This window comes from Pleionea litopenaei (genome assembly GCF_031198435.1).
GTDB classification, from domain to species: domain Bacteria; phylum Pseudomonadota; class Gammaproteobacteria; order Enterobacterales; family Kangiellaceae; genus Pleionea; species Pleionea litopenaei.
On sequence record NZ_CP133548.1, the window covers coordinates 344,205 to 356,959 of the forward strand.

12 protein-coding genes are annotated in these 12,755 nt (G+C 43.1%); 2 read left to right on the top strand and 10 right to left on the bottom strand.

The genetic code is table 11. The annotated features are described in order from the left end of the window. Nucleotides 1-144: 144 nt before the first annotated feature. Nucleotides 145-2,463, bottom strand: coding sequence for an efflux RND transporter permease subunit (locus Q9312_RS01410; RefSeq protein ID WP_309202735.1), 2,319 nt, complete (start codon nt 2,461-2,463; stop codon nt 145-147). A 324-nt stretch (nt 2,464-2,787) separates the two neighbouring features. Between Q9312_RS01410 and Q9312_RS01415 the strand changes: the two genes are divergently transcribed. Continuing rightward, entirely contained in the window at nt 2,788-3,483 is a 696-nt protein-coding gene (locus Q9312_RS01415) for an alpha/beta fold hydrolase (protein ID WP_309202736.1), read from the top strand. 103 nt (nt 3,484-3,586) lie between these two features. Here Q9312_RS01415 and Q9312_RS01420 read toward each other — a convergent pair whose 3' ends face one another. From Q9312_RS01420 to Q9312_RS01460, 9 genes are all read right to left on the bottom strand, one after another. Then, nucleotides 3,587-4,015, bottom strand: a complete 429-nt coding sequence (locus tag Q9312_RS01420; RefSeq protein WP_309202737.1) for a SufE family protein — start codon at nt 4,013-4,015, stop codon at nt 3,587-3,589. A gap of 63 nt (nt 4,016-4,078) precedes the next feature. Continuing rightward, on the bottom strand, nt 4,079-4,612 hold the full coding sequence (gene sufT / locus Q9312_RS01425) for a putative Fe-S cluster assembly protein SufT (RefSeq protein ID WP_309202738.1): 534 nt from the start codon (nt 4,610-4,612) through the stop codon (nt 4,079-4,081). Nucleotides 4,613-4,621: 9 nt separating this feature from the next. Next, entirely contained in the window at nt 4,622-4,972 is a 351-nt protein-coding gene (locus Q9312_RS01430) for a HesB/IscA family protein (protein ID WP_309202739.1), read from the bottom strand. A 64-nt stretch (nt 4,973-5,036) separates the two neighbouring features. Beyond that, on the bottom strand, nt 5,037-6,263 hold the full coding sequence (locus Q9312_RS01435) for an aminotransferase class V-fold PLP-dependent enzyme (RefSeq protein ID WP_309202740.1): 1,227 nt from the start codon (nt 6,261-6,263) through the stop codon (nt 5,037-5,039). 45 nt (nt 6,264-6,308) lie between these two features. After that, nucleotides 6,309-7,598 (bottom strand): Fe-S cluster assembly protein SufD, encoded by a 1,290-nt coding sequence (gene sufD / locus Q9312_RS01440; RefSeq protein WP_309202741.1) that lies wholly within the window; start codon nt 7,596-7,598, stop codon nt 6,309-6,311. Further along, entirely contained in the window at nt 7,598-8,350 is a 753-nt protein-coding gene (sufC, locus tag Q9312_RS01445; RefSeq protein ID WP_309202743.1) for a Fe-S cluster assembly ATPase SufC, read from the bottom strand. The genes sufD and sufC overlap by 1 nt, the downstream gene beginning before the upstream one ends. 130 nt (nt 8,351-8,480) lie before the next feature. Next, complete coding sequence (gene sufB, locus Q9312_RS01450; protein WP_309202744.1) at nt 8,481-9,917, bottom strand: Fe-S cluster assembly protein SufB; 1,437 nt, start codon at nt 9,915-9,917, stop codon at nt 8,481-8,483. Nucleotides 9,918-10,088: 171 nt separating this feature from the next. Then, on the bottom strand, nt 10,089-10,574 hold the full coding sequence (gene iscR / locus Q9312_RS01455) for a Fe-S cluster assembly transcriptional regulator IscR (RefSeq protein WP_309202745.1): 486 nt from the start codon (nt 10,572-10,574) through the stop codon (nt 10,089-10,091). Nucleotides 10,575-10,880: 306 nt separating this feature from the next. Further along, a complete protein-coding gene (locus tag Q9312_RS01460) occupies nt 10,881-11,654 on the bottom strand; it encodes an inositol monophosphatase family protein (protein WP_309202746.1) in 774 nt (257 codons plus the stop codon). Nucleotides 11,655-12,006: 352 nt separating this feature from the next. Here Q9312_RS01460 and Q9312_RS01465 point away from each other — a divergent pair, with 352 nt between their 5' ends. After that, nucleotides 12,007-12,744 carry an RNA methyltransferase gene (locus tag Q9312_RS01465; protein ID WP_309202747.1) on the top strand — a complete coding sequence of 246 codons (738 nt, stop codon included), beginning with the start codon at nt 12,007-12,009 and terminating at the stop codon, nt 12,742-12,744. Nucleotides 12,745-12,755: the final 11 nt, after the last annotated feature.

The following is a 12,755-nucleotide window of genomic DNA, read 5'->3' on the forward strand; positions in this document are numbered from 1 at the left end:
TTAACATATACGTTGATAATGGTCATTTAATGCGTGCAGTTTAAAATATTAATCCAATAATGTAAATAAGAATAATTATCATTAAGGAGCGTTAAGGAGCGTTGTCACTAAGCAAATGCTTCCGCTGATTTTTATTCATTGCGATTAGACCTTTGCCTTAGTCTTATCCTTTTGAAATAACATCAAAGCAATGGGCAGGAGGGTAAAGTCTACAATCAGTGCAATCACCAGTGTAATGCATAATAGGCTGCCCGTCGCGGCAGTTGGATTTAGGGGCGATGCGATTAATGTTGCAAAACCAGCGACTAAAATAACCGTGGTAGTAACGAGCGCTTTGCCGACGACATGGAACGCGTAGTTAAGAGATTCTTTGCTTGACTGCTTAAGCTGATCTCGAGCTCGAGAGTATTTGGTAATAAAGTGGACACTGTCGTCAACAATAATCCCTAGACTCATACAAATTACAACAGACAAAGCCAAGTCTATGTAGCCAAACCAATAACCCCACAATCCATAAGCGATGGCTCCTGGAATTAAATTAGGCAGCAAACTGATCATCCCATATTTAAACGAACGAAGTACGATCGCTATCAGCAGACTGATGACCAATAAGGCCGTCGCGCTTCCGAAGATCATTTGCACGATATTACGGTGGGCTATGTGCGCAAAAATGTTATCCATGCCTGACACTTCAAGTTTTACGTTATTTCCTGTGGTCATGGTTGCAAAAGCGTCATGGAGTGATGTTTCGAATTCGAGCAGCTGCTGTGAGTCCATTGGCTCTAGTAATATTGAGGTACGCGTTGCTGAGCGGTCGAAGGTGACAAATGCATTGGCTCCGAGCCCTTGTGGCAACGAGAATTCATAAAGCAGCAAGTATTGCGCAGCGAGAGGGCGCGATTCTGGCATTTGGAAGTAGCTAGCTGAGTCTTGGTGCATGGCTTGATTTAAACGTTTTAGAATATAGCCATAGCTCTGAATATGCTTTACCTCTGACTGTCGCTCTAAGTAATGAATGAGTTGATCGAGCGTGTTCAAATACGTCGGCTCGTTTACGCCATTGTTGACTTGACTATCGATTACGATTTCGTAGCGATGGAGACGATTAAACTTGTCTTTTAGTAAGTTAATAGCTTGTGACAAACGAAACTCTTCACCAAAATACTGGCTCCAGTTTTCAGTGATTCGAAGCTGACTGATCCCTAGAATAGATATTGCTGACAAACCGAGCATGATGATCAGTACTTTAACGCGATTCCTAGCGAGCAACCTCGATAACTTCAACATCCCTTTATTCTTGGTTTTTCGAACGGGATAATTTATCGGGAATCGAGCCAATATTAGTGGAATAAAGCTAATACTTAAAACCCACGCTAGTGTGACACCAATAGCAACCATGTTCCCTAAATCTCGATATGGCGGCGAATCACTGAAGTTGAGAAACAAAACTCCAATGGCGGTGGTGACGCTGGTTAAAGAAATCGGACTAAAATTAATCTGGTAGGCTTCTTTGTTGGCCGCTTCAGGCGAGTAGTTTTCGTGTTCGATCAGATATCGATAACTCGTCAAGTAATGAACGCAATCAGCCACGGCTAGGGTCAGTATTACCGAGGGTACAAAGCCAGCAACGGGTGTAAGTTCTTGTTTGAAAAATGAAAATATAGAGAATGTGAAGATGATGCTAATAGTGACAATAAATAAGGTAATCAGCGTGGCTTTTATGCTTCGTAGAAAAAATAGTAAACCGAAGGTAATGATTAGGTAACTTAGCGGCACTAATAAAATCAGATCATTTTTAACCGCGTTCTCTAAGGTTACGTTTGATACCACTGACCCGACGATATAAATTTCTTTAATAGGTAAGTCGGCGTTGAGCAGGGTTCGATTCCACTGTTCTTGTAATGCTTGTGCGGCTAAATATATTTCTTTTACTTCACTCTTATCCGACTTATTAAATTCAAGATCGGCTTGAATAACGGCGACAGTCTCATCGGGTGAGAGATAAGTGAATTTTAATTGAATATCGTCGAGCATTTTTCGTCGTAAAAAATCGACATTGCTCCCTAAACTAAAGAAAGCATCGGTTTGAATTAAATCGCCTTCGGCTTGAGTATATTGGTAATTGGTTAATGAATTTACGCGAGTGGTGGCTGGTAATTGCCAAGTTTGCTCGGTAAATTGGTTGAGTTTTTGAAGGTACTTGGGTGACAACCAGGAGCTATTCTCGAGCGCTAATATAAATGCAACGCTATCGTGAGAGCTGAACTTTTCTTCGAAACTGTCGAAAGCCTTTAACTGAGGGTTCTCTTGGCTAAAGTAGACACGAAAATCATTGCTGAAATACAAGCTAGGTATTCCAAATGAGGTGACTAACCCAAGCAGAATAACACCCAAAAATAGCAGGTGTCTTAATTTAAAAATGATATCGCTCCAAGTTGGTGATTGAGCGGATGGCTTCATCATTTATCGGTCTCTTTTAAGATAGTTATTGAGCCAATTGTTTAATGTGAATACTCGTTGCACCTGCAGCATTAAGTGAATCAGTTGCAGAACCTTACTTAATAAACTCTACCACGACTCTTCGCCACTGCACGGCATAAGAGTCATTGATTGGCTTTACTGTACCAAAGTACAGTTGAGAATGTAATCGTTAAACATAGAAGCTGCTTGTTAGCCGCGAAGTTTTTGCAATCAGTTGGACATGAAGCAGAAACAGCGAGCTCATGGTAACGCATATTTGCAGTAGCTGTGCCGATCTCTAACAATCATTTTAATTAAGGAGAAGGTATGCAACGCTTTCAATTATTTCTGATCGCTATTTGTTTATTCCTCATCAGTCCGCTTGTTTCTGCCGTTTGTAAAGACTCTGTGGTTTTGGTTCACGGAAATACTGGCAATGCCTCAGACTGGCAAAATACCTACGACTACTTTCGTTCTCAAGGATACTCATCAAACCAACTTTATCGGCCTGAGTGGGGAAGTAAATCTTGTGCTGCTTGTAACAATCATAGTGGTAGTGAAGAGACCCCGGTTCGACAAGCACTGCAAAGTGCTTTAGCGAACTCTTGTACGGGTAAAGTGGATGTTATTGCTCATTCGATGGGAGTAACTTTAGCCGCTCAGCAGATTATTAAACTAGGAGCAGTAAGCAAGGTTGATGCTTTTGTTGGTGTCGCTGGAGCCTATCGTGGTCTTTGGAGTTGTGGTACCTATCCATTTAACTTTGCAACGTCCACTTGCGGCTATTGGGGACTGTCAGTTAGCAGCCCATTTCTTGATGATTTATACGGAAGAAAATTTGCCAGCCGCGTCTATTCAATCAAAAGTTACGTTGACCAAGTCGTTTGTGCGACGGGGACCTGTTATGTTGGTGGTGTCCACTCGAGTCGAATAGCTGGTGAAAAAGCAACTTACACTTACAATTATGGACACTTTGGTTTACAAACTTACACTTATACTAAGCAATATCAATTAGTGCAGTAGATTGATGGCCAATCAAGAAAGCGCCTAATCAATAATGTACTTATTAAAATAAGCACTCAATAAGTAGTAAATTCATACAACAATGCGTAATAGGAGAGGCCTGTTACGCAGCGTTTTTTTGAGCGATGTCTTGAATCTTCAGGACCATAGCTTGCAGTCCATTGCCTCGAGTTGGGCTTAAATGTTTTACCAGATCGATTTTTGCAAAGTAGTTTTCAATATCGAAATCTAAAATATCTTGTGGTGATTTATTGTTGTAGGCCGCCATGACCATAGCCAATAATCCTCTGACAATATGAGCATCACTATCGACATGAAACGTTAATGTATTAGCCGTGAGTGATGGCTCTAACCACACTTGACTTTGACAACCAGGAATTAAGCGATCGTCAGTTTTTAAAGCGTCGTCCATTGGTGGAAGTTGTTTTCCTAAATCAATGATATAGCGATAACGGTCTTCCCAGCTATCAAAAAAACTTAAGTCATCAATAACGTCATCAGCGTTAATAGTGGTGCCAAAAGGATTTGTCATAATAAAAATCTTAATTCAGATGCATGAGTTAAAGGAGTATTTTAATTTTATCAGTGTCGTCGGCTAGAAAAATAAACCCGTTTCTAATTGAGCCTCTTCCGACATCATTTCTCGCGACCAAGGAGGATCAAATACTAACTCCACTTCAACGTCAGCCACGTGGGGTACTTTGTTGACTCGATACTTAACATCACTGACAAGTACCGGACCCATTCCACAGCCTGGTGCCGTTAATGTCATATCGATGATGACCTTTTTAGTTGCTTGATCAATACTCACTTTATAGATTAAACCAAGGTCGACAAGGTTTACCGGAATTTCTGGATCAAATATGGTCTTTAAAGCTTCCCAAACTTGCTCTTCACTAATCTGGCCGTCAGCTGGCGCTTCGAAATTAAATTCTTGCGCTTGATAACCAATCGCTGCCGCGTCTGTGCCATCAATTCGGGCCATATTGCCATTGACCGATACCGTGTAGTTACCACCGAGCGCTTGTGTGATCGTCACAAAGGTATTTTTAGGAATCGTTATTTTTGTTCCAGCCGGAACTAAGCGAGCGGGACAGTCACTCTGGGTGACAACCATTTTACGTTCCATTGATAGACCTTAAAGTGTAAAGCTTTCGCCACAGCCGCACATGGCTTTGGCGTTAGGATTTTTAAATTGAATGCTGCTATTAACACCCTCGGTGACGAGATCGATTTCTGTGCCGTTTAGAATGGGCAAAGCGTCTTGCGCAACAAATACGGATATACCATCAAAGGTAAAGGGCTTATCTGAGTCTTCACCTTGGTTTACAAAATCCATAACGTACATAAAGCCTGAGCATCCACTTTCTTTAACAGAAAGACGAACAGCGCTTTCAGACTTGCTGTCGAGTTGCCGTTTAAAATGACGAATCGCTTTGTCGCTCATGGTCAATTCAATGTCATGCGGTGAAAATGTTTCTACGCTCATAGTTTTCCTCAAATCTCTTCAGCAATCATTTAGCGATTGCTGAATTATATTCAATTAAGGTAGATTAAATTAAAAAGCTCTTAGCTTTTTCTAACGCAGTAAAAAGTCGCTTAACATCACTTTCATTATTATAAAAAGAAAACGATGCTCTGATGGTTCCTGGTATCTTAAATTGCTGCATAATGGGCATTGCACAGTGATGGCCCGTTCTAACAGCAATACCTTGCTGATCGAGTAAAGTGCCAACATCATGAGGATGCGCACCATCCAATAAAAAGCTCATTACCCCAGTTTTATTCTTTGCTGTACCAACCAGCGTGATACCGCCAATGGCTTTGGCTTTCTCAGTCGCCATGGCTAACAGTCGATCTTCATAAGCGAGAAGAGCAGGGCGGTCTAGTTGATTGAGATAGTCGATAGCAGCGCCTAGGCCAATGGCTCCCGCAATATTCGGTGTCCCGGCTTCAAACTTATAGGGTAGCTTGTTGTAGCTGGTGCCATTAAAACTAACGACCTCGATCATTTCTCCACCAGCTTGATAGGGTTGCATTTGCTCAAGAAGTTGCTCTTTTCCGTAGAGCACGCCGATGCCCGTCGGAGCAAACAGCTTGTGTCCGGAGAATGCATAAAAGTCACAATCCAACGTTTGTACATCGATGGCAAAGTGAGGGACCGCTTGGGCACCATCAATCATTACTTTGGCGCCAATTTTATGCGCCGCATCGATAATTTCCTTGACCGGATTGATGCTTCCTAATGCGTTAGACACATGATTCACCGATACGAACTTGACCGACTCATTGAGCATTGCATAGTACTCGTCTAACTCGATTTCTCCAGCAGCGTTTACCGGAATGACTCGTAGTTCGGCGCCTGTTTGTTCGCAAACAATTTGCCAAGGCACAATGTTAGAGTGATGCTCTAATGCAGAAACCAAAATAACATCGCCGGTTGTTACCATTGAACGAACGTAGCTTTGCGCCACTAAATTAATACTTTCTGTTGTGCCACGAGTCCAGATTATCTGCTCGCGTTTTGGCGAGTTAATAAAGGTTGCCACTTTGGTTCTAGCATTTTCAAAATCTTGCGTCGCACGGTCGCTTAATGCGTGAGCCCCACGATGAACATTCGCGTTGTCATTTTGATAATAGGCTGCGACAGCGTCAATGACTGCCTGTGGCTTTTGCGTAGTCGCTGCACTGTCAAGATACACCAAAGGATGACCATTAACCTGCTGGTCCAAAATAGGGAAGTCTTTACGAAGAAGAGTAAAGTCCAATTCAGTTGTCATTGCGTTATCCAAATGGGTTAATGTCATAGTCTTATGAGCCTGCGACTAGTTAGCCGCTTGATCGAATAGCTTAGCTAAAATGGGGCGTAAGTATTCGGCAATGGGTTGATCAGACAAGTTATCGAGCAACTCATTTACAAATCCAAAACTCAACATTAGCTCTGCTTGAGCTTTGGGAATGCCACGCGACATTAAATAAAAGAGTGCTTTATTGTCCATCTGCGCAACAGTTGCACCGTGCGCGCACCGCACATCATCGGCATAAATTTCGAGCTCGGGCTTGGTGTTAATTTCTGCTTTATTTGAGAGCAGTAAATTTTTATTACTAAGCTCAGCTAATGTTTTCTGTGCATCTTTAAAAATATGAATTCGACCATTGAACACAGCTTTCGCTGACCCACCAATTAGCCCGCGAAAGACCTCTTGAGAAGTGCAATGCGGCACTTGGTGTTCAATGTTGGTATGAAAATCAACTTGTTCGTTGTTCAATGCTAGGTAAAGTCCGTTTACATCAGCGTGTGACCCTGAAGCTTGATGATGCACATTAATGTCAACACGCTTAATTGCACTGCCTAAAGCCAAGTGAAAGCTGTTGATTTTCGAATCGCGAGCTAACCAGACATTGTTTTCACCGAAATGAACCTGTGATGAGTTTTCTAAATGTAGACGGTAATGAGTTAAGTTAGCACCGTCTTCGATCACAAAGTGTGACGATTGGTGACGCACACTATTATCTTCACCATCTGATACAAAGTGTTCAACAATGTTGGCTGACGCTAGCTTAGATACTCGAACAATTAATTGCTCGTTCAATACGTGCTGGCTAGAAGCCTGGGTGTTGATATAAATAATGTGCAAGGGGTTTTCAGTGCGCTCATCAAATTCAACAAGATAACCATTTTGCGTTAAACCATTACCTAATAATGAAAAAACATTCTTGCCATAATTTTTTCGCTTTAAGGTCTCAAGTACAAATGCTTGCTGTTGCTCGTTGGTGTCACTAAAAGCGGTCACATAAGTGAGAGCCGAGGTTGAGGCTTCTTTTGATAATTGACCATCAATAATGACCAAGCGGTCAGCATCAAAATGGTCACATAAAGAGGGCAATTGCGTAGCATTGGCCGGATTTGTTGGCATCTGATGGTACGCTTGCTTACTTAACAAGGTTAAGTTGTTGTATTTAAAATGTTCAACTTTTCTCGACGGCATGTCTTGTTCGACGGCCGCCGCTACCTGTTGCTGCCGAAACTCTGCCAGCCAAGGTGTTACTGAACCATGCTCAAGGGTTTGCGCAAGCTTTGCCGTTGTTTCAATGTAGTTGATTGCTTGAGACATTAGGCAACCTCGTTTTGTTCTAGCCAGCTGTAACCTTTTTCTTCCAACTCGAGAGCGAGTTCTTTTCCACCAGACTTTACGATCTTTCCATCAGCTAAAACGTGAACGTAATCTGGCACTATGTAATCGAGTAATCTTTGGTAGTGGGTTACCACAACAAAAGAACGTTCGGGAGAGCGCAGCTCGTTAACGCCTTTGGCAACGACTTGCAGTGCGTCGATATCTAAACCAGAGTCGGTTTCATCAAGAATGCAGAGCTTAGGTTGCAATAACATCATTTGCATGATTTCATTACGTTTTTTCTCACCACCAGAAAAGCCTTCATTCACGCCGCGCTTTAAAAAGCTTTGATCTAAGTCGACCGCTTTGCAGGCTTCTCGTGCGAGCTTCATAAAAGACACTGAATCGAGCTCAGGGCGACCATGATATTTATTGATCGCATCCATCGATGCTTTTAAAAATTCAAGGTTACTCACGCCAGGAATTTCTACTGGGTATTGAAACGCTAAGAATAAACCTTCAGCTGCGCGTTCTTCAGGCTCCAGTTCGAATAAATCTTTGCCAGCAAAGTTTACTTTGCCGTCAGTCGCTTCGTAACCCTCTCGACCGGCAAGAACATTACCTAATGTGCTTTTTCCCGCACCATTAGGCCCCATAATGGCATGTACTTCACCTGGCTTTACGTCTAAGTTTAAACCTTTGAGAATGGTTTTTTCTTCAACTGCTGCAACTAAGTTTTCAATGCTTAACATACGAAACTCTAACTCCACCTACTTTAGTGCGAGGTTGTCATCGATGGTGACTAAACGTCGCAAAGATTTATTAACTATAAATTCGTAATTAACTATAAATCTGTTTTAAACGGCTGTCGCTTGGTCTTTATTAACCAACCGATCCTTCAAGACTGACTTCGAGTAACTTGCCAGCTTCTACCGCAAACTCCATTGGTAACTCTTTAAAGACCTCTTTACAGAAACCATTGACGATCATCGACACTGCTTTTTCTGGATCTATGCCACGTTGTTGACACAAAAATAATTGATCATCACTGACTTTTGACGTTGTTGCCTCATGCTCAACAATAGCTGAAGGGTGCTTACTCTCAATATAAGGGAAAGTATGTGCGCCGCATTGGTCGCCGATAAGGAGTGAATCGCATTGAGTATAATTACGCGCACCTTCAGCCATAGGGCTCATACGCACCAAGCCGCGATAAGAGCTTTGGCTTTTACCCGCCGAAATACCTTTAGAGATAATCGTAGAACGAGTATTTTTACCCAAGTGAATCATTTTGGTGCCGGTGTCGGCTTGCTGAAAGTTGTTGGTCAATGCAACGGAATAAAACTCACCAATACTGTTATCACCTTTAAGTACACAGCTTGGGTATTTCCAAGTCACCGCAGAACCGGTTTCAACTTGAGTCCAACTTATTTTTGCATTGGTGTGACAAATTCCGCGCTTGGTTACGAAGTTGTAAATGCCGCCTTTACCGTTTTCATCACCTGGGTACCAGTTTTGAACAGTAGAGTATTTAATTTCTGCATTATCTAAAGCAACCAACTCAACAACCGCCGCGTGTAATTGGTTTTCGTCGCGCATTGGGGCGGTACAGCCTTCAAGATAAGACACATGACTGCCTTCGTCGGCAACGATTAAGGTGCGTTCGAACTGACCGGTTTTTGCTTCATTAATACGGAAGTAAGTCGATAACTCCATTGGGCAGCGAACGCCTTTGGGAATATAAACAAATGATCCGTCAGAGAATACAGCACAGTTTAGCGCTGCATAGAAATTGTCTTGCACGGGTACGACGGTTCCCAAATATTTTTTAACTAGCTCAGGGTATTTGTGGACTGCTTCAGAAATCGGGCAAAAAATAACGCCAGCTTCTTCTAACTTTGCGCGGAACGTTGTTGCAACAGAGACCGAGTCGAACACGGCGTCAACAGCAACACCTGCTAAAATTTCTTGTTCATGCAGAGGAATTCCGAGCTTCTCGTAAGTTTCGAGCAATTGGGGATCAACTTCATCGAGGCTTTTCGGTTTATCGGCCATGCTTTTGGGCGCTGAAAAGTAAGAAATCGATTCGAAATCAATTTTCGGATAGTTGACGTGAGCCCACTCTGGTTCTTGCATGGTTTGCCAAATTGCAAATGCTTTTAATCGCCATTCAAGCATCCACTCCGGCTCGCCTTTTTTGGCCGAGATAGCTCGAATAACGTCTTCGTTTAATCCTGGTGGCAAGGTTTCAGAGTCTACTTCGGTAACAAAACCGGCTTTGTACTCTTTACCAATTCGCTCGTTAATGACTTCAGACATCTAACTTTGCTCCAATGACCACTGTTCGCTGTGGGTCATAGTAATTTAATTCATTTTTAAACACTTACGCGCTTGTTTGTTGTTGAACTTCAGATCATTTCTAACTCAGTTCAGCTATAAGCAACTCAACCGCCAAAAAGTGGGCGCAAATTATAGCAGAATTCTCGCGCTTTAACTTACTTCAGAGAGAATAAATGTGTCTTCTTTATGCTGTATAGTGATGGATTCACCTGCTTTCTCTCGTTGTTGTTTCGCTTGCTGTTTATCAATGACCGTTTGCAGAGTGATATTGGATAAAAACTGATGAATCTGTTCGCTCAGTTCGCACCATAAGTCGTGTGTGATGCATTGTTTGCCATCATGACAATTGCCTTTACCACCACACGCCGTTACATCCGTTGATTCGTTGACTGCGTCAATCACGCGCGAGATAACAATGCTGTCGGCCGTATCTTGTAACTGATAGCCACCACCCGGTCCACGAATACTCTTTACTAGCTCATTGCGCCTAAGTTTGGCGAACAACTGCTCTAAATACGACAAGGAAATGCCCTGGCGACCAGAGATCTCTTGCAAGGTGACGGGTGTGTCTTGGGCATGAATGGCCAAGTCCAACATGGCGGTCACTGCGTAGCGACCTTTTGTGGTCAGTTTCATAGCTAAACCTCTCAACAACTGAGGGGCCAATTATACCCGACTGAATTAGTCAGGTAAATAACCTACTAGATTAGTTGGTTATAGATAACTCGGTTGAATAAAGACTCGGCTATATTGTTTATTGAAGGCCGATTAGACAGGTTGTGTAGAGAGGCCGTGTAGAGAGCTCATGTAGACAGATTGTATAGAGAGTTCGTATTGAGAACGTCGTGCTAAGAATGGCCGTTAAAACAAGCTGTTTTGTGGCCCAGACAATTTCGTGCCTTGAATAGGCACGAAATTGCTATGATTGCTTGCACCAAAGAATTAGCGAATCGCGGCTAATATGGTTTTAAATATTTTCGGGTTGGCCGCTAACAATGACTCGGCATTTTTGAAGTTTGGGTTACCACTTAAGTCGCTAAGCATTCCGCCTGCTTCTGTGACTATCAATGACCCAGCGGCGATATCCCACCATTTAAGGCCATATTCCCAAAAGCCGTCAAATCGTCCTGCGGCGACGTAGGCCAAATCAAGCGATGCTGAACCAGCCCGACGCATATCGCTAACTTGAGGATATAATTTAGCGAAAATTTCTTGGTAGCGTTCAAACTTATCCATATTGCGGTAGGGGAATCCAGTTGCTAAGAGGGTTTGCTCTAAGTTAGTCGCTTGTGCAACACGGATGCGTTTACCATTTAATTGCGCGCCATTACCACGAGATGCCGTAAACAGCTCTTCACGAACCGGATCGTAGATAACGCCAACTTCTAGTTTGCCTTTAACTTGGGCTGCAATGGATACTGCGAAATGAGGGATACCACGGACAAAGTTGGTAGTACCGTCGATGGGATCGATAACCCATTCTACTTCTGACTCTTCGCCAGTTTGACCGCTTTCTTCGGCAAAAAAAGCGTGGTTTGGATGGGTCTTTTGGATGGTCTCAATAATGCGTTGTTCTGCGCGGTGGTCAATGTCGGTGACGAAATCGTTACGACCTTTAACGTCGGTTTTGACTTTGTCCATATTTTCTGTTGCGCGCATAATCGTATCGCCAGCCGCGCGCGCCGCACGGACTGCAATGGTTTGCAATGGATGCATTTGAGATCACCTTGTATAAGAACGTTTGCCAAAATGGCGGGTTGGCGAAGGGCGGCTAAAACCCATGCCTGTTTCAATGGGGGCGAAGTCTAGCAGAAGGACGATAAGATTTGAACATTCAAATGCAACTTAATTGCACGAAGTTTGAGCAAATATGGCGATTTCAAGTCTTGTGGGCGTTTGGCAGGTACTTGTGGAAGGTTCGTAGGAGTTTTGCAGGTAAAAGTTGCTGTATTGCTGTTAGAAAATCTCAGTAGAACTCAGAATTATTGGCTCATAGTTTAATTGAATTGCGGATTTCGTTGCCTTATCTGCTAAAATGCCGGCGCAATAGCCTCAACAATGGATCAACATGTTAAACGATATTCACTTTGTACTGTCGCATACCACTCATCCGGGTAACATTGGTGCCGCAGCGCGAGCGCTTAAGACCATGGGGTTACAACACCTCAAATTGGTTAACCCGAAAGACTTTCCAAGCGCAGAAGCAACGCGTCGAGCGTCGCGAGCAGACGATATTTTAGCGAATGCTCAGGTCTGCAATACGATTGAAGAAGCGGTCACCGAGGCCAAATTAATTGTCGGCACGTCGGCGCGCAGTCGAACGCTACCATGGCCCATGTTAGAGCCCCGTGAACTGGCTGAAAAAATCGCGAATGATCCGGCCCAGCGACCAGTGGCCATATTATTTGGAACAGAAAATTCCGGGCTGACCAATGAAGAATTGCAAATGTGTCACTATCATGTGTGCATTCCGACTAACCCAGAATATTCATCGTTAAATGTTGCATCAGCCATTCAATTAATCACTTACGAGTTGCGTTTAGCCGCACTGGCCCAAGATCAAGAGATTGTGGTCGCTCCACCCATTGAAGACGAAGGCGAATTACCGGCTCGCAGTGAAGACATAGAACAGATGTTTGATCATTGGCAACAAGTGATGGAGCACAGTGGGTTTTACAACCCGTTAAAACCGAAAAAAATTCAAATGCGCTTTCGTCGTATTTTTAATAAGGCGCAATTAACCGATAGCGAAGTCAGGTTGCTAAGAGGATATCTTGCGGCCATTCGCAAATACGAAAGTCAATAAATCTGATTCTA